Origin of the sequence: Streptomyces sp. NPDC088254, from assembly GCF_044740925.1 — a bacterium.
Lineage (GTDB): Bacteria > Actinomycetota > Actinomycetes > Streptomycetales > Streptomycetaceae > Streptomyces.
In genome coordinates this window covers 522,953-543,946 of record NZ_JBIURQ010000001.1, presented here as the reverse complement: position 1 = coordinate 543,946, position 20,994 = coordinate 522,953, and the positions used below count along the sequence as shown (strand labels likewise).

Here is a 20,994-nt window from a genome sequence, read left to right as displayed (position 1 = left end):
CCCGGGGACCTTGTAGCCGTGGACAGAAGGACAGGACACCGCATCGTGCCAGAGACGCCCCGCCGCCCTGCCGGCAGCTCGGGAACTCGTTACGGGAACCGTCCCACCATGAAGGACGTCGCGGCGCGGGCCGGGGTCGGTCTGAAGACCGTCTCCCGTGTGGTGAACGACGAACCGGGCGTCACGCCGGAGACGGAGCGGCGCGTCCAGGAGGCGATCGACGCGCTCGGTTTCCGCCGCAACGACAGCGCGCGCGTGCTGCGCAAGGGCCGTACCTCGAGCATCGGGCTCGTGCTGGAGGATCTCGCCGACCCGTTCTACGGCATGCTCAGCCGCGCGGTGGAGGAGGTGGCGCGGGCGCACGGCGCGCTGCTGATCAACGGCTCCAGCGCCGAGGACCCGGACCGTGAGCAGGAGTTGGCGCTGGCGTTGTGCGCGCGCCGGGTGGACGGGCTGCTGGTCATCCCGGCCGGGGACGACCACCGGTATCTGGAGCCGGAGATCAGGGCGGGTGTGGCGACGGTGTTCGTCGACCGGCCGGCCTGCCGGATCGACGCGGACTGTGTGCTGTCGGACAACTTCGGGGGCGCCCGGGAGGGGGTCGCGCATCTCGTCGCGCACGGCCACCGCCGGATCGGGTTCATCGGCGACATGCCGCGCATCCACACGGCCGCCGAGCGGCTGCGGGGCTACCGGACGGCGATGCGGGAGGCGGGCATTGCCGTGGCGGACGCCTGGACGTCCCTGGGGGTGACGGAGCCGGGCCGGGTGCGCCGGGCCGCACAGGAGATGCTGTCGGGGCCCGAGCCGGTCACGGCGATCTTCTCGGGCAACAACCGGGTGACGGTCACCGTGATCCGGGTGCTGGCCGGGCAGGAGCGTCCGGTCGCGCTGGTCGCCTTCGACGACCTGGAGCTGGCGGATCTGCTGCAACCGGGCGTCACGGTGGTCGCCCAGGACGCGGCTGCCATCGGCCGCACCGCCGCCGAACGGCTCTTCCGGCAACTGGACGGCACCCTCACGGCCCCTGAGCGTGTCGTGCTGCCGACGCGGCTCGTCGCCCGCGGCTCGGGCGAGACGCCGCCGGCCGACTGAGCGGTCGAGATGCCGGGCGCGTACACCTGATCCTCCGTTAGGGTGAGCGCACGGCATCGCGTGTCGGTCACCGTCCGGGTGAGGCATGGAGGTGCCCGTGAGTTTGCCTTACGGAGGCATTCCACTCATGTCCGTCAACCTCGATCACACCATCGTCCACTCCCGTGACAACCGGGAGTCCGCCGAGTTCCTCGCCCACGTCCTGGGACTCGAAGTCGGCACCGCATGGGGCCCCTTCGTCCCCGTCACCACCGCCAACGGCGTCACCCTGGACTTCGCCGCGATCCCCGCGGAGAAGATCGTCATGCAGCACTACGCGTTCCTCGTCTCCGACGAGGAGTTCGACGCGGCGTTCGGCCGGATCAGGCAGGCGGGGATCACGTACTTCGCCGATCCGCACGGCAGGCAGCCGGGCGAGATCAATCACCACCACGGCGGCCGCGGTCTGTACTTCATGGATCCGGCGGGTCACGGCATGGAGATCATCACCACCCCGTACACCTTCCCCGAGCAGTAGTCCGCAGCGGGTGGCCGGCCGGGCGGTCTCGTCCCGTCCGGCCACCCGGCTCAGGGTGCCCGGCCCGCGCCGTCCGGCTCAGGACGCCGTGAGGCCGCTCGGGCGCGGTGTGGCGAACGCCTCCAGCGCGGCCCGCGTGAGGCCCGTCGCGCCCGTCACCTCCTCGGGGTCGAGCGCGCCGCAGTCCAGCCCGCGCAGCACATGCCCGCTGAGGGCCTTGGCGGTGGCCGGCTCGTCCATGACGTCCCCGGTGCGCCGATGGGCGTAGCGGGCAAGCCGCTCGGCGGCCTGGGCGAATCCCTCGCGGTAGAAGGCGTAGACGGCGGCGTAGCGGGTCGGGAGGTGGCCGGGGTGCATGTCCCAGCCCTGGTAGTAGGCGCGGGCGAGAGCGCGGCGGGTGAGGCGGTAGTGCAGCCGCCAGGCTTCGTGTACCCGCTCGGTGGAACCGACCGGCAGGACGTTGGTGGAGCCGTCGCAGACGCGTACGCCGGTGCCGGCCGCGGCGACCTGCATGACCGCCTTGGCGTGGTCGGCGGCCGGGTGGTCGCTCGCCTGGTGGGCGGCGGAGACGCCGAGGCAGGCGCTGTAGTCGAAGGTGCCGTAGTGCAGGCCCGTGGCGCGGCCCTCGGCGGCCTGGATCATGCGGGCGACGGTGGCGGTGCCGTCGGTGGCGAGGATGGCCTGGCTGGTCTCGATCTGGATCTCGAAGCCGAGCCGGCCGGGGGTGAGTCCGTGCGCCTTCTCGAAGGCCTCCAGGAGCCGGACCATGGCGGTGACCTGCTGCGGGTAGGTCACCTTGGGCAGGGTGAGCAGCAGTCCGCCGGGCAGGGGGCCCGCCGCGGTGAGGCCGGTGAGGAAAACGTCGAGGGTGCGGATGCCGCGGTCGCGGACGGCGGCCTCCATGCACTTCATGCGGATGCCGGCACAGGGGGTGGCGGTGCCCAGGGCGTGGGCCTCGGCGATCAGCCGAGCGGCGCGGGCGGCGGCCTCGTCCTCCTCGGCGTCGGGGCGGACGCCGTAGCCGTCCTCGAAGTCGACGCGCAGGTCCTCGACGGGTTCGCGGGCCAGCTTGGCGCGCACGCGCGCGTACACGTCTTCGGCGAGGTCGCGGGGCAGTTCGAGGACGGCGGCGAGGGCGGCGGCGTCGGGGGCGTGTTCGTCGAGGGCGGCGAGGGCCTGGTCGCCCCAGGAGCGGACGGTGCCGGCGGTGAAGGCGTCGCCGGGGACGTAGACGGTGTGGACGGGCTGGCGGGTGCCGGGGTCGCCGGGGTAGCGGCGGTCGAGTTCGGCGTCGACGGGTGCGAGGGAGGCGCCGACGGCCTCGCTGACGGCTGCCGGGAGGCTCGTGGCCACCGTCTCCTGCCGGCCGTGTCCCATCCCGCGACCTCCTGTTTTCCGGTGTACGGAATCAACAATCCGTAGTGCGAAGCTATCCGTGGATCTTCGCGTCGGTCAACACCCTGTCGTTCCCCCGGTTTCCCCCAGTCACCTGATTCCCCTTCCGCACGGCGGCTCGCACCCTCATCCTGGATCATCAGGGAGGTGGCACATGGCGGACAACGGGGCAATCACGCGTCGCACGGGGCTGAGGACCGTGGCGGCGGCCATCGGGGTGCCCTTGCTCGGGATGTGCCGGTCCTCCGCGGCCCGCGACCGGCCCGTGGAGGCCGAGGCCGACGACGAGGGTCCGGCGGCGCCGGCGCCGTACCCGCCGCTGGAGGTCATGACGTTCAACCTCCGCTTCCCCAGCACCAAGGAACCCCACAGCTGGGAGAGCCGCCGTCCGGCGATGCGTGCGCTGTTACGGGGCGCGGCGCCGCACGTCATCGGCACCCAGGAGGGCGAGCCGCCGCAACTGCGGGACATCGAGGCGGACTTGGGGCCGCACTTCGACTGGATCGGCACCGGGCGCGGCGGCGGGGACCAGGAGTCCATGGCCGTCTTCTACGACACTCGACGGCTCACCCCGCTGGAGCACGCCCACTTCTGGCTGTCGGACACGCCGGAGGTGCACGGCTCCAACACCTGGGGCGGCATGCACCCCCGCATGGTCACGTGGGTCCGTTTCCGCGATGTGCGGGCCGGGGGGCGGCAGTTCTGCCTCCTGAACACCCACCTCGATCACAGGAGCCGATATGCGCGGGAGCGCGGCGCGGCCCTGATCGCCTCCCGGATCGCGGAGTTCGACCCGGCCCTGCCGTTGCTGGTGACCGGCGACTTCAACGTCCCCGCGCACGGTTCCCCGGTGTACGACACGCTGCTGGGCGCCGGTCTGGTCGACACCTGGGACACGGCGCGCGAGCGCGGTGAGGCCTTCGGGACGTTCCACGCGTACCAGCCGCTGCGGCCGGGCGGCCCCCGGATCGACTGGATTCTGGCGACGCCGGGGGTGACGGTCCACCGCAGCTGGGTCGACACGTTCACGCTGGACGGCCGTTACGCGAGCGACCACGTGCCGGTGCTGGCCTCCGTGTCGACGGGATGAGCGACGGGTGTGGGAGCGGGCCGAGGCCCCCGTGACCGGTGTGCGGTCACGGGGGCCTCGGGTGGTCCGGCGGGTGCCGGGCGGCGTGTCAGCGGGTGATCAGCCCTTACGGACCTTGATCGCCTCGGTGAGCTGCGGGACGACCTCGAAGAGGTCGCCGACGACGCCGTAGTCGACCAGGTCGAAGATCGGGGCCTCGGGGTCCTTGTTGACGGCCACGATGGTCTTCGAGGTCTGCATGCCGGCGCGGTGCTGGATCGCGCCGGAGATGCCGTTGGCGATGTACAGCTGCGGCGAGACCGACTTGCCGGTCTGGCCGACCTGGTTGGTGTGCGGGTACCAGCCGGCGTCGACGGCGGCGCGGGAGGCGCCGACGGCCGCGCCGAGGGAGTCGGCGAGGGCCTCGATGATCGAGAAGTTCTCCGCGCCGTTGACGCCGCGGCCGCCGGAGACGACGATCGCGGCCTCGGTCAGCTCCGGACGCCCGGTCGACTCGCGCGGGGTGCGGCCGGTGACCTTGGTGCCGGTGGCCTGGGCGGAGAAGGTCACGCTCAGCGCCTCGACGCTGCCGGCGGCCGGCGCGGCCTCGACGGCGGCGCTGTTCGGCTTGACGGTGATGACCGGGGTGCCCTTGGAGACACGGGACTTGGTGGTGAAGGACGCGGCGAACACCGACTGGGTGGCCACCGGGCCCTCGTCGCCGGCCTCGAGGTCGACGGCGTCGGTGATGATGCCGGAGCCGATGCGCAGCGCGAGCCGCGCGGCGATCTCCTTGCCCTCGGCGGAGGAGGGGACCAGGACGGCGGCCGGGGAGACGGCTTCGACGGCGGCCTGCAGCGCGTCCACCTTCGGTACGACGAGGTAGTCGGCGTACTCGGAGGCGTCGTGCGTGAGGACCTTGACCGCGCCGTGCTCGGCGAGCGCGGCGGCGGTGTTCTCGGCGCCGGCGCCGAGGGCGACGGCGACGGGCTCGCCGACGCGGCGGGCGAGCGTCAGCAGCTCCAGGGTGGGCTTGCGGACGGCGCCGTCCACGTGGTCGACGTAGACGAGGACTTCAGCCATGGGATTGCTCTCCTGCGAAACGAAGTTGAGGGGCGGTCGGCGTGGGCTCTAGATGAACTTCTGGCCCGCGAGGTAGTCGGCGAGCTGCTTGCCGCCCTCGCCCTCGTCCTTGACGATCGTGCCGGCGGTGCGCGCGGGGCGCTCGGACGCGGACTCGACCTTGGTCCAGGCGCTCTCCAGGCCGACCTCGTCGGCGTCGATGTCGAGGTCGGACAGGTCCCAGGACTCCACCGGCTTCTTCTTGGCGGCCATGATGCCCTTGAAGGACGGGTAGCGCGCCTCGCCGGACTGGTCGGTGACCGACACGACGGCCGGCAGGGAGGCCTCGAGCTGCTCCGAGGCGGCGTCGCCGTCGCGGCGGCCCTTGACGGTGCCGTCCTCGACGGAGACCTCGGACAGCAGGGTGACCTGCGGAACGCCCAGGCGCTCGGCCAGCAGGGCCGGGACGACGCCCATGGTGCCGTCGGTGGAGGCCATGCCGGAGATCACCAGGTCGTAGCCGGCCTTCTCGATGGCCTTGGCCAGGACCAGGGAGGTGCCGATGGCGTCGGTGCCGTGCAGGTCGTCGTCCTCGACGTGGACGGCCTTGTCGGCGCCCATCGACAGCGCCTTGCGCAGCGCGTCCTTGGCGTCCTCGGGGCCGACGGTCAGGACGGTGACCTCGACGTCGTCGTCGGAGTTCTCGGAGATCTGCAGCGCCTGCTCGACGGCGTACTCGTCGAGCTCGGAGAGCAGACCGTCCACGTCGTCCCGGTCGACGGTCAGGTCATCGGCGAAGTGCCGGTCGCCAGTGGCGTCGGGCACGTACTTCACAGTGACAACGATCCTCAAGCTCACGCCGGCTCTCCTACTGCAATCGTCAGTTCTCGGCTGCCTTCTTGCAGGCAGCATAGGCGCTGCAAGCGGCCGATCCCGGTCGGGGCGGCCCGCGCTCCGACCGAAATATTACTCGCCAGTACACCCAGTTCGTTCCCGCTAAGCAAGCGCTTTGAACTGTGACCTGTGCAACGCAGCGTAATCGGATCCCGCCCGCTACGCAGACGAGCGGGCCCGCGGCGTCAGTCCCGCAGGGCCGTGAACCCGCCCTCGTGGTAGAGCAGCGGCCGCCCCGCGCCGGCCGGGTCCCCGACGACGACCTCCGCCAGCACGATGCGGTGGTCCCCGGCGGGCACGCGCGCGACGACCCGGCAGACGAGCCAGGCGAGCACGTCGTCCAGGACGGGAACGCCCTCGGGGCCCTCGCGCCAGGCGGTGGGCGCGGCGAACCGGTCGGCGCCGCTGCGGGCGAAGGTGGCGGCCAGCTCACGCTGGTGCTCGCCGAGTATGTGCACGCCGACATGGTCGGCGCGGGAGAGGGCCGGCCAGCTGGACGCGCCGGTGCCGACCCCGAAGGAGAGCATCGGCGGCTCGGCGGAGACGGAGGTGAGCGAGGTCGCGGTGAATCCGACCGGGCCGCTCTCGCCGGGCGCGGTGATCACGGCGACGCCGGCGGCGTGGCGGCGGAAGACGGAGCGCAGCAGGCCGGGTGAGGCGAGCTGGGGGGTGCTGAGGCCGGACGTGGCCGTCATGAGGCGATCCTTCTGCGGGAGGGGACGAGCGGGGTCGCGGGGGCTCACCGGCCCGGACAGCGCGCGCTCGCGGTCCGCACGAGGTCGACGTGGACCCGCGCGTGGAGAAGGAGTTCCTGCGGCATACGGTCAGGCTGACGACAGGTGACATGCGCAGTCAAGTCCGTCCCGGCATCCGGGAGCCGTCGCGCCGCGCCCGGCACCGGCCTCACACGGCCTCCCCGAGGGCGGCGATGACGTCGGCCTTGCGGGGCTGGCCGGCGGCCCGGCGCACCACGCGGCCGTCCGCGTCGAGGACCAGCACGGTCGGGGTCTTGAGGATGCCGAGGTCACGGACGAGGTCCAGGTGGGCCTCGGCGTCGATCTCCACATGGGCGACGCCCGGGACCATGCCGGCGACCTCCCCGAGGACACGGCGGGTGGCCCGGCAGGGGGCGCAGAAGGCACTGGAGAACTGCACGAGCGTGGCCCGCTCGCCGAGTTCCCCGCCGAGCCGGCCGGCGTCGAGCCACTGTCCCTCGTCGCGTCCGCGCACGCGTACTCTCCCGTTCCGCCGTCGGTGCAGCACTCCGTAGGCGCTCGCCGCCGCGAGCACCGCCACGCACACCATGAGTCCCGTCATCCCCGGCACCAGCGTTCATCAGAGCGCAAAGATTCCCGGCTCCCGGAGGTGTTCCCGTTGCGGAATGCTTGATTCATGGACATCGACGCGAGGGGGCCGCGCTTCGGGGCGGCCGTGACGACCGCCGTGCTCGCGGTCGTGCTGATCACCGGGAGCGCCTGGCTGCTGGCCTGGCAGACGCTGGCGTTCGCGCTCGGCGCGGCGGGCGGCGTGGGGCGCTCGCCGTACGGGTGGGCCTGGCGGGTGGCGGTGCGGCCCGGACTGGGGCCGCCGACGGAGTTCGAACCGCCCCAGCCGCCGCGGTTCGCCCAGGCGGTGGGGCTGCTCTTCGCGGGCGTCGGACTCGTCGGCTTCACACTGGGTCCCGGGTGGCTGGGGCTCGCGGCGACCGCGGCGGCGCTCGCGGCCGCGTTCCTCAATGCTGCTTTCGGGTACTGCCTGGGCTGCGAGATGTACCTGCTCGTCCGCAGGTCGGCGGTACGAGCAAAGTAAAGACGATCTAAAAGCACAGGTCGGTCAGGGGGCCGAAGTGACGAGGATCTCGCGGTTCGAGGGCACCAGGGCTGGCTCCCGAGCCGTTCTTCGGGCACGATCTGCGACAAGCCGTTAACCTACGGCTGCGTAACTTTGCCCCTCGGGACACCACCCGCGGGCAGAGAGAAGGAAGGGTTCGCCCCGCCCATGGCAGAGCTTGTCTACCGCCCCGTCGTCGGCCTCGCCCAGACCCTGTTCAAGGTGTGGGACCTCAAGATCGACTGCAAGGGGTCGGAGAACATCCCGCGCTCGGGCGGAGCCGTGCTGGTGAGCAACCACATCAGCTACCTCGACTTCATCTTCGACGGCTTCGCCGCACTGCCGCAGAAGCGTCTGGTGCGGTTCATGGCCAAGGAGTCGGTGTTCCGGCACAAGATCTCCGGCCCGCTGATGCGCGGCATGAAGCACATCCCGGTGGACCGCAAGCAGGGCGAGGCCGCCTACGCGCACGCCCTGGACTCACTGCGCTCCGGTGAGATCGTCGGCGTCTTCCCCGAGGCCACGATCTCCGAGTCGTTCACGCTGAAGAGCTTCAAGTCGGGCGCCGCCCGGCTGGCCCAGGAGGCGGGCGTCCCGCTGATCCCGATGGCCGTGTGGGGCACGCAGCGGCTGTGGACGAAGGGGCACCCGCGCAACTTCAAGCGCAGCCACACCCCCATCACCATTCGGGTCGGGGAGGCGATCGAGGCCTCCCGCGACAAGTACGCGGGGGCGATCACCCGGCAGCTGCGCGAGCGCGTCCAGGAGCTCCTGGAGGCCGCGCAGCGCGCCTATCCGGTGCGCCCCAAGGACTCCGAGGACACCTGGTGGATGCCGGCCCACCTCGGCGGCACGGCCCCCACCCCGGAGCAGGTACGCGCGGCCGAGGCCCGCTGACCTCACCCGCGCGCGGCGCGCCGGCTCACAACGCGATGGGGAGCGCCCCCCAGAGGCGGGGGCGGTCCGGAGCCGCCTTCAGCACGCTCAGCACGCCCGGATGCGCAGCGGCGTACAGCACCGGGTGGTCGTACTCTCCGGCCTCGACGTCGGGCGTGAAGGCCAGCTGCTCGCCGTTCAGGGAGAAGCGGGCGTTCACGCCCGGTTTGTTGCCGCGCGGGTCCTGGCGGTGCCAGGCACCGTGGAAGCGAACGGCGACCAGTCCGTGCACCACGTCGAGCTTCTGATAGCACAGCGCGGTAGGGATGTCCTCGGCCCGCAGCAGCGCGGTCAGGGCGTGGGCCTTGGCGTAGCAGATGCCGGTCCGCTGCTCCAGGACGTCGGAGGCGCGCCAGGTGACGCGCGGGTCGCCGGAGTCCTGCGAGTGGGGGATGGTGTCGCGGACGTAGGCGAAAGCCAGGCGCGCATAGGCATACGAGTCCTCCGCCTCGACAGCGAGGCGCGCGGCGGTCTCCCGTACCAGCGAATGGTGATGGTCGATGACCTCGTCCGCGGCCAGGTAGGCGGACAGGTCGGGGTTCTCCTGGATCAGCTGCATGGCGCGAGAGCATAGGAAAGCGATCACCCGACGGTCAATGACTTTTCGGGTGATCGCATACCTATGCAGTTTTGGGCAGCCTCTCAGCGGGCCATTTCCTCCTTGAGGGCGGCGAGGAACGCGTCCACGTCGTCCTCCGTGGTGTCGTAGGAGCACATCCAGCGGACGACGCCGGCCGGCTCGTCCCAGAAGTAGAAGCGGAACTTCTTCTGCAGCCGCTCGCTCACGTCGTTGGGCAGCTTGGCGAACACGGCGTTGACCTGGACCGGGTAGACGATCTCGACGCCGTGCACGGCGCGGACGCCCTCGGCCAGCCGCTGCGCCATCTCGTTGGCGTGGCGGGCGTTGCGCAGCCACAGGTCCTTGGCGAGCAGAGCTTCCAACTGCACCGACACGAAGCGCATCTTGGAGGCGAGCTGCATGGACAGCTTGCGCAGGTGCTTCATGTGGCTGACGGCGTCCTGGTTGATCACCACGACCGCCTCGCCGAACAGGGCCCCGTTCTTCGTCCCCCCGAGGGAGAGGACGTCGACACCGACCGCGTTGGTGAACGTGCGCATCGGCACGTTCAGCGAGGCCGCCGCGTTGGCTATGCGGGAGCCGTCGAGGTGGACCTTCATCCCGCGCGCGTGGGCGTGGTCGCAGATCGCGCGGATCTCGTCCGGGGTGTAGAGCGTGCCGAGCTCGGTGCTCTGGGTGATCGAGACGACCTGCGGCATCGCGCGGTGCTCGTCGTCCCAGCCCCAGGCCTGCTTGTCGATCAGCTCGGGGGTGAGCTTGCCGTCCGGGGTGGGCACCGTGAGCAGCTTCAGTCCGCCCATGCGTTCGGGTGCGCCGCCCTCGTCCACGTTGATGTGGGCGCTCTCGGCGCACACCACCGCGCCCCAGCGGTTTGTGAGCGCCTGCAGCGCGAGGACGTTGGCGCCGGTGCCGTTGAAGACCGGGAAGGCCTCCGCCGTGGGGCCGAAGTGGCTGCGGACGATCCCCTGGAGGTTCTCGGTGTAGTCGTCCTCCCCGTACGCGACCTGATGGCCGCCGTTGGCCAGGGCCAGGGCCGCCATCACCTCCGGGTGCGCCCCCGCGTAGTTGTCGCTGGCGAATCCGCGGACCTGCGGGTCATGACGGCGGCGCGCGTCGGTCTTGGAAGGGTTCACGGCTTCTCGGTGAGCCACAGACGGTGTCCGTTCACTTCGGCGGCGGACTTCTGCCAGACGTCGGCGACGGCCTCGGCCAGGTCCTTGACGTCGGTGAAGCCCGCGAACTTCGCGTTGGGTCGCTCGGCGCGCATCGCGTCGTGCACCAGCGCCTTCACGACCAGGATCGCAGCCGCGGAGGTCGGCCCCTCGGGGCCCCCGGCCTTGCGGAAGGCGTCGGCCAGCGCGAGCGTCCACGCCTCGGCGGCGGCCTTGGCGGCGGCGTACGAGGCGTTGCCCGCCGTGGGCTTCGTCGCGCCGGCGGCGCTGATCAGCACGTAGCGCCCGCGGTCGCTGCGCTGCAGCGCGTCGTAGAAGGCCAGCGAGGTGTGCTGCACCGTGCGGATCAGCAGGAGTTCGAGGAAGTCCCAGTCGTCCAGGCTGGTCTTGATGAACGTCTCGCTGCCGCGCCAGCCGCCGACGAGGTGGACCAGGCCGTCGACGCGGCCGAAGTCCTTCTCGATGTGCGCGGCCCAGTCGCGGGTGGACTGGAGGTCGAGCAGGTCAACCGGCTCACCGGTGACGCTGGCGCCACCGGAGGCGTAACGGGCCGCGTCCACGGCCTCCGCGAGCCGCTCGGGGTCGTTGTCCGCCCCGACTACGGTCGCGCCGGCCTCGGCCAGGCGCAGCAGCGCGGCACGGCCCGCGGGTCCGCCCGCTCCGGCCACCGCGATGACCGCACCGCTGAGTGCCCCGTTCCCCATGGTCTTCGCCTCCTGAGCAGTGTTCTCGGTACGCAGGTCGCTCACGCGGCGATCCGCTCGGCGCCGTCCGCCGTGATGCCCTTGGTGGAGGCGATCACGTTCTTCAGCTTCTTGGACAGGGCCTCATAGAACATGCTCAGGGGAAACTCGTCGGGAAGCACGTCATCGACGAGCTTGCGCGGCGGCTGGCTCAGGTCGAGGGCGTCGGGACCCTTGGCCCACTTGGAGCCGGGGTGCGGGGCGAGGTAGGTGGAGACCAGCTCGTAGCCGGCGAACCAGTGGACCAGCTTGGGGCGGTCGATGCCGTCGCGGTAGAGCTTCTCGATCTCGCCGCACAGCTCGTTGGTGACCTTCGGGGCGCGCTCCCAGTCGATGTGCAGCTTGTTGTCGGTCCAGCGCACCACGTCGTGCTTGTGCAGGTAGGCGAAGAGCAGCTGGCCGCCGAGGCCGTCGTAGTTGCGCACGCGCTCGCCGGTGACGGGGAAGCGGAACATGCGGTCGAACAGCACCGCGTACTGCACGTCGCGGGCCTGCGGGACGCCGTCCGCCTGGAGCTTGACGGCCTCCTTGAAGGCGGTGAGGTCGCAGCGCAGCTCCTCCAGGCCGTACATCCAGAACGGCTGGCGCTGCTTGATCATGAAGGGGTCGAAGGGCAGGTCGCCGTGGCTGTGGGTGCGGTCGTGGACCATGTCCCACAGGACGAAGGCCTCCTCGCAGCGCTTCTGGTCGTGGACCATGGCGGCGATGTCCTCGGGCAGTTCCAGGCCCAGGATGTCGACGGCGGCGTCGGTCACCCGGCGGAAGCGGGCGGCCTCGCGGTCGCAGAAGATGCCACCCCAGGAGAATCGTTCCGGCGCCTCGCGGACGGCGATGGTCTCCGGGAAGAGGACGGCGGAGTTGGTGTCGTAGCCGGAGGTGAAGTCCTCGAAGGTGATGCCGCAGAACAGCGGGTTGTCGTAGCGGGTGCGCTCCAGCTCGGCCAGCCAGTCGGGCCAGACCATGCGCAGCACGACCGCCTCGAGGTTGCGGTCCGGGTTGCCGTTCTGCGTGTACATCGGGAAGAGCACCAGGTGCTGGAGGCCGTCGCGGCGGTTCGCGGCGGGCTGGAAGGCCAGCAGGGAGTCGAGGAAGTCCGGCACCTCGAAGCCGCCTTCGGACCAGCGGCGCAGGTCCTTCACCAGGGCGCGGTGGTAGTCGGCGTCGTGCGGGAGCAGCGGGGACAGCTCCTCGACCGCGTCGACCACCTGACGCAGGGCGTGCTCGGCGTCGGAGCGCTCGGGGGCGCCCTCGGCCGCGAAGTCGATCGACCCGTCCTTCGACTGCCAGGGGCGGATCCGCTCCACGGCATCCTTGAGCACGGGCCAGGCCGGGTGGTCCACCACCCTGACCACGGGAGGAGCCTGGTCCTCCGAACCCACCTGCACAAGAATTTCCGTCATGTCCCATCCCTCACTGGAGAACCTTGCGTACGGACACCGTAGACATACGAGCTTTCTTCCAGCAAGAGGGAGTGCGGGAAATCATCCTGCGCACCGCCATGGTCACCGCTCTTTTTCCTGTTTCCCTTCACGTATGCCATGACTTTCGCCACGGTCGACGGGGTAGGCGATCGTCGGCGCAGACATCTGCCCGCGCCGGCACCCGGCCGTCCGGCCGCCGGTCCCGGCGTAGCCGACGACGAAAGCGAGTCCAGTCGTGAACTTCCTCACCATCGGTCACCGCGGAGTGATGGGTGTCGAGCCCGAGAACACCCTCCGTTCCTTCGTCGCCGCCGAGCGGGCCGGCCTGGACGTCGTGGAGCTCGATCTGCACCTGAGCAAGGACGGCGCGCTCGTGGTCATGCACGACGCGGACGTGGACCGCACGACCGACGGCAGCGGGCCGATCGCCGACCTCACGCTCGACGAGCTGCGCGCGCTCGACGCGGGGCGCGGGGAGCGGGTGCCGGTGTTCGAGGAGGTCCTGGAGGCGGTGTCGCTGCCGGTCCAGGCCGAGATCAAGGACGTGCGGGCGGCACGGGCGCTCGCCGAGGTGATGCGGGCGCGCGCCCTGGTGGACCGCGTCGAGGTCTCCTCGTTCCACGACGAGGCGGTCGCCGAGATCGCCCGCCTGGTCCCCGGGGTGCGCACCGCGCTGGTGGGCAGCCGGTACGGCGTCGACATCGTCGAGCGGGCGGTGGCCGTGGGGGCCGCGACGGTGTGCCTGGACATCCGGCGGCTCACCCTGGAGATCGTCGAACGGGCCCGCGCTCAGGGCCTGCGGATCTTCGGCTGGGTGGTCAACACGCCGGAGCATCTGCGGCTCGTACGAGCCCTGGAGCTGGACGGCGCGACCACCGACCGGCCCGAGATCAAGCAGGCGGGCCGCCTCACGGCGTGAGGGCTGTCACGCACGTCGGGCGGGCCTTCCCCGTGTCAGCGGGTGGCGGTCAGGTGAGTTCCTTGACCAGCAGCTCGAACTGCAGATCGTCGCGCTGCGGGATGCCGAACCGCTCGTCGCCGTACGGGAACGGCGTCATCCGGCCCGTACGGCGGTAGCCGCGCCGCTCGTACCAGGCGATCAGCTCCTCGCGCACCGAGATCACCGTCATGTGCATCTCGGTGGCGCCCCAGGTCTCGCGGGCCAGCTGCTCGGCCCGCGTGAGTACCGTCCGGCCGAGGCCCGAGCCCTGCTCGGTCGGGCTGACCGCGAACATCCCGAAGTAGGCGTGGTCGCCGCGGTGTTCGAGCTGGCAGCAGGCGACGATCCGGCCGTCCCGCTCGGCGACCAGGACCTTGCCGTCGGGCGACTTGACGATCTCCAGGACGCCCTCGGGGTCGGTTCGCTGCCCGTGGAGTATGTCCGCCTCCGTGGTCCACCCGGACCGGCTGGAGTCCCCGCGGTAAGCCGACTCGACGAGGCCGACCAGAGCGTCCACGTCGGTGTCGACGGCGTCGCGGAAGGTGAGCGCGGTGGCGGTGGTGTCCATACGACGGTCTCCGGTCTGCGGTGTCGAGCGGGCGGGGCGCGGCACGCGCCGTGCGCCCGGCGGGTGCAGCGCCGAGCCTAACCCGGCGCCTGCTGAACGGCCCCTATGCTCCCGTCGCATGGTGCATGTACTCAGCAGCCGGATCCTGCTCCATCCCACCGACCCGGAGCGTTCCCGCGCCTTCTACGGGGAGCAGCTCGGCCTCGCCGTCTACCGCGAGTTCGGGACGGGGGCAGAGCGCGGCACCGTCTACTTCCTCGGCGGCGGCTTCCTGGAGGTCTCGGGGCGTGCGGAGAGCCCGCCGGACCCCGCCGTGCGGCTGTGGATGCAGGTCGCGGACGTGGCGGCGGCGCACGAGGAGCTGCGCGCCAAGGGCGTGCGGGTGGCGCGGGAACCGGTGCGGGAGCCGTGGGGCCTGGTCGAGATGTGGGTCGAGGACCCGGACGGGACACCGATCGTGCTGGTGGAGGTGCCGGCCGACCATCCGCTGCGGTACCGGCCGGGCCTGTGAGCCCACCTGGCCCCCGGGGCGTTCCGTCGGCGCGAGGGGGTCAGAGGGTGAAGGTCCGCATGTGTCCTTCCAGGCAGCTCAGCAACTCGCCCAGCAGATCGGCCAGTTCGCCCTGCCGGGCGCCGTCCAGGGCAGAGAGTACGGCCCTCTCGTAGGCGAGTTGCTCGGGCAGGACACCGTCCACGAGGTCACGGCCGACGTCGGTGAGGCGTACATGGGCGACGCGGCGGTCGCGGGTGTCCACGCGGCGCTCCACCAGGCCGCGTTCGGTCAGCTGCTTGACGCGCTTGGTGACGGCGGCGCCCGAGGAGAAGGTCTCCCGGGCCAGTTCGCCGGGGGTCAGCTCGTGGCCGGTGCGGCGCAGCGCGCCCAGCAGGTCGAACTCGGGCCGGCTGAGACCGGCACGGCGCAGCGGGGCGTCCTCGGCCTGCTGGAGGAGGGCCGCGCAGCGGTTGACCCGGCCGATGATCTCCATGGGCCCGGTGTCGAGGTCCGGCCGCACGGCTCCCCACTGCCGGACCACGGCGGCGACGGTGTCGGCGCGGTGGCCTTGGGCGGACGCCTGCGGTGCGGCGATCCGGGGGCCGTGGGCGGACGCCGGTTGCGCCGTGCCGACGGCCGACTGCCCCGTGTCCGGGTAGGTCCGCCGGTCTGCGTCGGCGGCCTGCTGCCTCGTGACCGGGTGAGTCCCCCGGTCCGCTTCGGCGGCCTGCTGCCCCGCCTCCGCAGGAGCCTGGGGGGCCGTACTGGCGGTCTGCCGCCCCACCTCCGCAGGAACCCCCGGGACCGTGCCGGCGGTCTGCCGCCCGCGCGCGTCGGCGGGCCGCGCGTGGCCTCGGGCTGAAGTCGGCTTCCGGAGCGCCGGGGGCGCTTCATGCCGGAGCTTGTCCGTGCTCGATGCTCGGCTCCCGTCCGCAGTCGCCCCGCGCTCGCCCTCGCCGCCCGTCGGCCGTCCGTGGGTCGCCGTCATGGCCGTGTGGCCTCCGCTTCTGTGCTCGTGTGCCTGACCGCGGTCCGGGCCAGGAGTTTCTGGCGGCGGGCCGTCGCCGCGAGCGTACGGTGTCCGGCTTGTTCGACCGCCATCACCCGCTCCTCGGGGAGGGCGCGCTGCCACCACTCGCCGGCGGCGGCGTCGGCGGTGGTGCGCAGGTGGACCAGGGCGGCCGCGAGCGAACGGCGGGCGGACTCCAGGGCGTCCGAAGCGGGACGCGGCTGCGGCTGCGACTCGGCCAGGAGTAGGGCGACGTCCTCGCGGGCGCGCTCGGCGGCTGTCAGCGCCTGCCCGAGACGGTCGCCGGCACGGCGGTTGGTGACGGCGACGGCGGCGGCGAATCCGACCAGCGCGCCGACGAGGGTGTCCACGACCCGCTCGGTGATCAGCTCGCCCGCGTCCTGGTGGCGGGCGAACTCGGTGATCAGCAGGGCCATCGGTGTCACACAGACGCTGCCGAGCCAGTAGTTGCGGCTGATCAGCGCCTCCGCGCCGAAGTTCAGGGCCAGGCAGACGAGAACCAGGGCCGCCTGGTGGAGGTGGGTCAGCGGGACGAGGGCCGCGTAGGCGAGCACGCCGACGAGGTTGCCGACGACGCGCTGGAGGCCCCGGCTCCAGGTGAGGGTGACGTTCGCCTGGTAGAGGGACGCGGCGGTGACCAGGGCCCAGTAGGGCCGGCCGATCCCGAGGGCGAGCGCGACGTACCCGGCGAGCGCGCAGCCGAGGGCGGTGCGGACGGCGAGCGGGGCGAGAGGGCCGAGGCGACGCCACAGCGGGGGCTGTCCGACGGCGAGCGTGGCGTCCAGCCCCAGGAGTTCGTCGTCGTCGACGAGGTCGTCGGGGCGCGGGACCGTACCGGTGCCGCGCAGCTGTCGCGCCCAGGCGCGCAGCCGCTCCGGGTCGCTGTCGGCGGGCGCGGCGAGCGCGACCTCGGCGCGGACCAGGAGCCGCTGCAGGGCGCGGCGGGGCTCGCTGTCGCGTGCCCACAGGAGGGTCTGCCAGGCGGAGTGGACGGCGGCAGCGGCGGCGGCACGCGCGCGTGCGTGGCCGTCCTGAACGCCGGCCGAGCCGGCGACCGGGGTGCCGGCGGAGTCGCCGGGGTGGTCTGCGGCGGCGTACGCGGCGGCGGCGTTCAGGGCCTGGGCCGTGGCGCGGCGCTCGGGGCCGTGGGGGCGCACCGGTCCTGGTGCCATGCCGATCAGCCAGGCCCAGACGCCCGCGGCGAGGGCCAGGGCGAGGTGCCCGGGGATCTGCCCGGGGGTCTGCGGCACGAACAGCGTGGCGGAGCTGATGAAGGTGAGGACGATGTTGCCCGGCGGCCCGACGCGGCTGGCGTCGCACAGCGCCTTCTGTACGGCGGCGAGCAGGGCGCCGACGGTGACGAGGACGACCGCGTTCGCGGTGAGCGACGCCGCGAGCAGAGCGACGGCGAGCCCGCCGGTCATGCCGAGCACCACCCACGCCAGTGCGCGCGCCCGGGCCGCGTAGGGGCGGTTGTGGGCGTACAGGGCGCACAGTGACCCGGCCATCGTGTACATGGCCAGGTCGAGGCGGTCGAGGGCCAGCAGAGTGAGGTTGGGCGGGGCGACCGCGGCGACCACGCTCAGTGCGGGCTTGAACCAGATGTCGGAGGGGCGGCCGAGCCGCAGGGCGCCGGCGAGCGGGAGGCGGGCCGGGGGACGGGGACGCCGAGGGGTCGCACTGCTCATGAGAACTAATTTAACAGGTGTTTTACTCGTGAAAGATGCGCCTCCGTCACACCAGGCCACCGCTCACCGGGCGCGCCCCGCCGAACGCTCCCCGTGTACACCCGTGCGCTCGGGTGCGCGCCGCGCGCCCTGGGCATCGCATCCCTCGACCGATCGTCGAGCGGGGAGGTGCGCGTGCACGGACCGGCTTCACCCGGCTGGCTGCTGGTCGCGCTGTGTGCGGCCACGGGCGCCTACTGTCTGCTGCGCATGCGCAGCGGCGACGGGCGGCAGCGCCTCGCCGCCGGCGGTGAGGCGCTCATGGGCTTCGGCATGGCCGTGATGGCGGTGCCCGCGGCCGCGTTCACCCCGCCACGGTGGACCTGGCCGGTGTACGCGGCGGTCTTCGGCACCGCCGCGGTGCACGCGCTGTGGGCCGCCCGTTCCGACGCCCACCACCTGCACCACCTGGTGGGTTCCTCGGCCATGGTCTACATGGCGGTGGCGATGGCCTCGCCCGCCGCGCACCACTCCCCCGCCCACGCGCACGCCGGCGCGGCGCTCGGCGGCTCGGGGGTCCCCCTGCTCACGGGCGCGCTGCTGCTCTACTTCGCCGCGTACGTCCTCGTCTCCGGGGTGCGGCTGCTGCCCGCGGCCGGCGGGCCGGCGGGCGTCGTCGCTTGGGGCGACCGCCCCGAACTCGCGCGCGCGTGCCGCCTGTCGATGGGCATCGGGATGCTGGCGATGCTGCCGATGATGTGAGCGCGCAACCTTCCCCCACCACCGGCCGGACAACCGTGGTGTGCGTCACTTTGCCCCGATGAGCCGTACCCGAGTGCGGTACGCCGCTCGTAGGGTGCTGCCCATGATGGTCCCTGCGGTCCTGCTCCTGCTCGGCGCCCTGACCGCCGTGGCCGGCCCCCGGCTGCTCGCCCGGGCCGACTGGCCGGACCGCGAACCGGTGGTGGCGCTGTGGACGTGGCAGTGCTTGGTGGCGGCCGTGCTGCTGTGCTGCGCCCTGTCGATGACCCTGAGTGCGGCGGCGGCCTGGCAGGCGGTGCGCGGGCACGTCTTCGCGTCGGCCCCGAGCGGCGTCGTGGAGGCGTACGCACTGAGCGCGAGCGGGCCCTGGGCAGCGGCGACCGCGACGGCTCTGGCGTGCGCGGGGCTGTGGAGCGGGGCGATGCTCGTACGCGAGGTCGCCCGCGCGCGGTCGGGGCAGCGCCGCCGTAGGGCCGAACTGCGGCTGCGGGCACCGCTGTTGCCGGGCGAGGCGGCGACCACGGGACAGCTGGTGGTGCTGGAGGACGAGCGGCCCGAGGCGTCGTGGCTGGCCGACGGAACGCCTCAACTGGTGGTGACGACCGCCGCGTTGCGTCGATTGAAAGGCCGTCAGCTCGATGCGGTGCTGGCCCATGAGCAGGGTCACGCCCAGGCGCGGCACGACTGGCTGCTGCACTGTTCGGCCGCGCTGGCGAACGGGTTTCCGCAGGTGCCGGTGTTCGCCGCGTTCCGCGACGAGATGCACCGCCTGGTCGAACTCTCCGCCGACGACATGGCCTCCCGCCGCTTCGGCCGGCTGACGACCGCGCTCGCCCTCGTCGAACTCAACGAGGACCGAGGCGTGTTCGGCCCCTCCCCCGCCCCGCATGCGCACGTGCCGCTGCGGGTGCGGCGACTGCTGACGCCTCCGGACCGGCTGAGCGCGTCCCGCCGACTCGGCCTGACGGCGACGGCCGCGCTGGTTCCGGTCATCCCGGTTGCGGTGACGCTGGTACCGGGGCTGCGGGCGCTCGGCTGAGGCGCGCCTCGCGGGAGGGCGGGAGAGCGGGAGATCGGGAGAGTCCACGAGCAGCCCCCCGGTAGGCTTCGAACTCCCGACGCGGGCAAGGATCAGGGCATGCACTCGCCGTCCGTCGACTCCCCGCCCGCCTCCTCGCCGTACCGCACGGCACTGCGCGCCGCGCTGGTCCTGGGGCTGTCCTCCCTGCTGCTCATGCTCCTTGTCGTGGCGGAGTGGCGTCCGCTGATGTCCGTGGACGGCGACATCGCCCGCACCGCCCACCGCTGGGCCGTCGCCGACCCCGACGTGACACAGGTCTGCCGGGTGCTCACCGACTGGGTCTGGGACCCTCTGGTCATGCGGCTGCTGTGCGCGGCGGTCGCCGTGTGGCTGGTGTGGCGCCGCGGTGCGTGGTGGACGGCGGCGTGGCTGGTGACGACGTCGGCGGTGGGCACGGTCGTCCAGCAGGTCATGAAGGCCGCCGTCGGCCGCGCGCGTCCGGTCTGGCCGGACCCGGTCGACTCCGCCCACTACGCGGCCTACCCGTCCGGCCACGCCCTCACGGCCGTCGTCGCCCTCGGTCTAGTCCTGTGGATCCTGCGCCGCGAGAGCGTGAGCCCCGCTCTGTGGCGTACGGCGGTCGCGGTGGCGGCGGTCTCCGCGGTGGGCGTGGGTCTGACCCGGATCTGGCTGGGCGTCCACTGGGCCTCGGACGTCCTGGGCGGCTGGCTGCTGGGCGCGGCGCTGGTCGCCCTGGCGATCGCGGCCCACGTCCGCTGGCGGCCGTGACGCGCCCCGACGGCGATGCCCTCAAGGGCCCGCGGGCGTACGACGGCCGGTCAGGCCCGATGTCCTTTCCGCCTCTGGAAGGCCGACTCGCCGGCTCCGTAAGATCGATTGCATGACCACAGCTGTGCTGTTCGACTTCTCCGGCACCCTCTTCCGCATCGAGCCCACCGAGGCCTGGCTGCGTGCCGTGCTGGACGCTGCCGGCGCCACGCCGGACGAGGAGGAGCTGGCGGACGCGGCGCGGGCGCTGGAGGCGGCCGGGGCGCTGCCGGGCGGCGCGCCTCCCGCGCGGGTGCCCGAGGAGCTGGTCGGGCTGTGGCGGGACCGGGACCGGAGCGCCGAGCTGCACCGGGCCGCGTACACCGGGCTCTCCCGCCAGGTCCCGCTGACCGACCCGGCCCTGCACGACGCGCTGTACGACCGGCACATGACGCCGGCTGCCTGGACCCCGTACCCGGACGCCTCCGAGGTGCTGGGCGCGCTGCACGAGCGTGGGATCCGGGTGGGCGTGGTGAGCAACATCGGCTGGGATCCGCGGCCGGTGTTCCGCGAGCACGGTCTCGACCCGTTCGTCGACGCGTACGTCCTGTCGTACGAGCACGGCGTCCAGAAGCCGGACCCGCTGCTGTTCGCGACGGCGTGCGAGAGGCTCGGTGTCGATCCGCGGACGACGCTGATGGTGGGCGACGACCGCAGGGCCGACGGCGGTGCCGCGCAGTTGGGCTGCGCGGTCCACTTCGTGGATCATCTGCCGGTGGCGGAACGGCCCTGCGGGCTGCGGCCGGTGCTGGAGCTCGTGGGCTGAGACGGTCGCGGTGACCCCGGCTCGGCGGGGGCGGGGACTGCGCACGCGGGGCATGGACCCTGCCCGGCAGCCCTCCGCCAGTCCTTCCGCACCGGAAGGAGCCTCAGGCCACTATCGGGGAGAAAGCACGCCCACTCTGGACGATCCCCCGCGTCGCCCAGAGCAGGCGGCAGCCCGGCACGGCTCCGAGCGGAACCCACCGGGA

At 72.4% G+C, this 20,994-nt stretch carries 23 protein-coding genes; 11 read left to right on the top strand and 12 right to left on the bottom strand.

Annotation, left to right across the window (positions count from 1 at the left end; translation table 11 throughout):
- Positions 1–45 precede the first annotated feature (45 nt).
- A complete protein-coding gene (locus ACIOC0_RS02410) occupies positions 46–1,095 on the top strand; it encodes a LacI family DNA-binding transcriptional regulator (protein WP_402151339.1) in 1,050 nt (349 codons plus the stop codon).
- 127 nt (positions 1,096–1,222) lie between these two features.
- Positions 1,223–1,612, top strand: coding sequence for a VOC family protein (locus tag ACIOC0_RS02405; RefSeq protein WP_402151337.1), 390 nt, complete (start codon positions 1,223–1,225; stop codon positions 1,610–1,612).
- A 78-nt stretch (positions 1,613–1,690) separates the two neighbouring features.
- Here the strand turns inward: ACIOC0_RS02405 and ACIOC0_RS02400 are convergent, their stop codons facing one another.
- Positions 1,691–2,989, bottom strand: a complete 1,299-nt coding sequence (locus tag ACIOC0_RS02400) for a DUF6986 family protein (RefSeq protein ID WP_402151334.1) — start codon at positions 2,987–2,989, stop codon at positions 1,691–1,693.
- 172 nt (positions 2,990–3,161) lie between these two features.
- Here ACIOC0_RS02400 and ACIOC0_RS02395 point away from each other — a divergent pair, with 172 nt between their 5' ends.
- A complete protein-coding gene (locus ACIOC0_RS02395) occupies positions 3,162–4,097 on the top strand; it encodes an endonuclease/exonuclease/phosphatase family protein (RefSeq protein ID WP_402151331.1) in 936 nt (311 codons plus the stop codon).
- A gap of 99 nt (positions 4,098–4,196) precedes the next feature.
- On the opposite strand, the gene ACIOC0_RS02390 is transcribed toward ACIOC0_RS02395, so the two are convergent.
- From ACIOC0_RS02390 to ACIOC0_RS02375, 4 genes are all read right to left on the bottom strand, one after another.
- Entirely contained in the window at positions 4,197–5,159 is a 963-nt protein-coding gene (locus tag ACIOC0_RS02390; RefSeq protein WP_130440427.1) for an electron transfer flavoprotein subunit alpha/FixB family protein, read from the bottom strand.
- A gap of 48 nt (positions 5,160–5,207) precedes the next feature.
- The gene (locus ACIOC0_RS02385) at positions 5,208–5,996 is read right to left on the bottom strand and encodes an electron transfer flavoprotein subunit beta/FixA family protein (protein WP_130440425.1); all 789 of its coding nucleotides are present in this window, start codon (positions 5,994–5,996) and stop codon (positions 5,208–5,210) included.
- Positions 5,997–6,217: 221 nt separating this feature from the next.
- Positions 6,218–6,727: a flavin reductase family protein gene (locus ACIOC0_RS02380; protein ID WP_402151328.1), complete on the bottom strand. Its 510-nt coding sequence runs from the start codon at positions 6,725–6,727 to the stop codon at positions 6,218–6,220.
- 208 nt (positions 6,728–6,935) lie between these two features.
- Positions 6,936–7,349, bottom strand: coding sequence for a thioredoxin family protein (locus ACIOC0_RS02375; protein ID WP_402151325.1), 414 nt, complete (start codon positions 7,347–7,349; stop codon positions 6,936–6,938).
- A gap of 75 nt (positions 7,350–7,424) precedes the next feature.
- On the opposite strand from ACIOC0_RS02375, the gene ACIOC0_RS02370 reads away from it, so the two are divergent.
- Positions 7,425–7,841, top strand: coding sequence for a DUF4395 domain-containing protein (locus ACIOC0_RS02370; protein WP_402151322.1), 417 nt, complete (start codon positions 7,425–7,427; stop codon positions 7,839–7,841).
- 189 nt (positions 7,842–8,030) lie between these two features.
- The gene (locus ACIOC0_RS02365) at positions 8,031–8,759 is read left to right on the top strand and encodes a 1-acyl-sn-glycerol-3-phosphate acyltransferase (RefSeq protein WP_130440421.1); all 729 of its coding nucleotides are present in this window, start codon (positions 8,031–8,033) and stop codon (positions 8,757–8,759) included.
- Positions 8,760–8,784: 25 nt separating this feature from the next.
- On the opposite strand, the gene ACIOC0_RS02360 is transcribed toward ACIOC0_RS02365, so the two are convergent.
- From ACIOC0_RS02360 to ACIOC0_RS02345, 4 genes are all read right to left on the bottom strand, one after another.
- A complete protein-coding gene (locus tag ACIOC0_RS02360; RefSeq protein ID WP_402151319.1) occupies positions 8,785–9,357 on the bottom strand; it encodes a transglutaminase family protein in 573 nt (190 codons plus the stop codon).
- Positions 9,358–9,440: 83 nt separating this feature from the next.
- Complete coding sequence (locus ACIOC0_RS02355; protein WP_402151317.1) at positions 9,441–10,511, bottom strand: threonine aldolase family protein; 1,071 nt, start codon at positions 10,509–10,511, stop codon at positions 9,441–9,443.
- Positions 10,508–11,254, bottom strand: coding sequence for an SDR family NAD(P)-dependent oxidoreductase (locus ACIOC0_RS02350; protein WP_402153152.1), 747 nt, complete (start codon positions 11,252–11,254; stop codon positions 10,508–10,510). Before ACIOC0_RS02350 ends, ACIOC0_RS02355 begins: the two co-directional genes overlap by 4 nt.
- 41 nt (positions 11,255–11,295) lie before the next feature.
- Positions 11,296–12,693 (bottom strand): DUF6421 family protein, encoded by a 1,398-nt coding sequence (locus ACIOC0_RS02345; protein ID WP_402151314.1) that lies wholly within the window; start codon positions 12,691–12,693, stop codon positions 11,296–11,298.
- Between the two features lie 256 nt (positions 12,694–12,949).
- Here ACIOC0_RS02345 and ACIOC0_RS02340 point away from each other — a divergent pair, with 256 nt between their 5' ends.
- Positions 12,950–13,633, top strand: a complete 684-nt coding sequence (locus ACIOC0_RS02340) for a glycerophosphodiester phosphodiesterase (RefSeq protein WP_402151311.1) — start codon at positions 12,950–12,952, stop codon at positions 13,631–13,633.
- A 49-nt stretch (positions 13,634–13,682) separates the two neighbouring features.
- On the opposite strand, the gene ACIOC0_RS02335 is transcribed toward ACIOC0_RS02340, so the two are convergent.
- Positions 13,683–14,222 (bottom strand): GNAT family N-acetyltransferase, encoded by a 540-nt coding sequence (locus ACIOC0_RS02335; protein WP_402151309.1) that lies wholly within the window; start codon positions 14,220–14,222, stop codon positions 13,683–13,685.
- A 118-nt stretch (positions 14,223–14,340) separates the two neighbouring features.
- On the opposite strand from ACIOC0_RS02335, the gene ACIOC0_RS02330 reads away from it, so the two are divergent.
- Positions 14,341–14,733 (top strand): VOC family protein, encoded by a 393-nt coding sequence (locus ACIOC0_RS02330; RefSeq protein WP_402151306.1) that lies wholly within the window; start codon positions 14,341–14,343, stop codon positions 14,731–14,733.
- A 40-nt stretch (positions 14,734–14,773) separates the two neighbouring features.
- On the opposite strand, the gene ACIOC0_RS02325 is transcribed toward ACIOC0_RS02330, so the two are convergent.
- Both ACIOC0_RS02325 and ACIOC0_RS02320 read right to left on the bottom strand, forming a co-directional pair.
- Positions 14,774–15,310: a MarR family winged helix-turn-helix transcriptional regulator gene (locus ACIOC0_RS02325; RefSeq protein ID WP_402153150.1), complete on the bottom strand. Its 537-nt coding sequence runs from the start codon at positions 15,308–15,310 to the stop codon at positions 14,774–14,776.
- A 389-nt stretch (positions 15,311–15,699) separates the two neighbouring features.
- Positions 15,700–17,433: an FUSC family protein gene (locus ACIOC0_RS02320; RefSeq protein WP_402151304.1), complete on the bottom strand. Its 1,734-nt coding sequence runs from the start codon at positions 17,431–17,433 to the stop codon at positions 15,700–15,702.
- Positions 17,434–17,607: 174 nt separating this feature from the next.
- Here ACIOC0_RS02320 and ACIOC0_RS02315 point away from each other — a divergent pair, with 174 nt between their 5' ends.
- The 4 genes from ACIOC0_RS02315 (at position 17,608) to ACIOC0_RS02300 (ending at position 20,789) form a co-directional block, all read left to right on the top strand.
- Positions 17,608–18,174 (top strand): DUF5134 domain-containing protein, encoded by a 567-nt coding sequence (locus ACIOC0_RS02315; RefSeq protein ID WP_402151302.1) that lies wholly within the window; start codon positions 17,608–17,610, stop codon positions 18,172–18,174.
- Between the two features lie 103 nt (positions 18,175–18,277).
- Positions 18,278–19,213 carry a M56 family metallopeptidase gene (locus tag ACIOC0_RS02310; protein WP_402153148.1) on the top strand — a complete coding sequence of 312 codons (936 nt, stop codon included), beginning with the start codon at positions 18,278–18,280 and terminating at the stop codon, positions 19,211–19,213.
- Between the two features lie 99 nt (positions 19,214–19,312).
- On the top strand, positions 19,313–19,984 hold the full coding sequence (locus tag ACIOC0_RS02305; protein ID WP_402151300.1) for a phosphatase PAP2 family protein: 672 nt from the start codon (positions 19,313–19,315) through the stop codon (positions 19,982–19,984).
- Positions 19,985–20,096: 112 nt separating this feature from the next.
- Positions 20,097–20,789, top strand: coding sequence for an HAD family hydrolase (locus tag ACIOC0_RS02300; protein ID WP_402151297.1), 693 nt, complete (start codon positions 20,097–20,099; stop codon positions 20,787–20,789).
- The last annotated feature ends 205 nt before the right edge of the window (positions 20,790–20,994 follow it).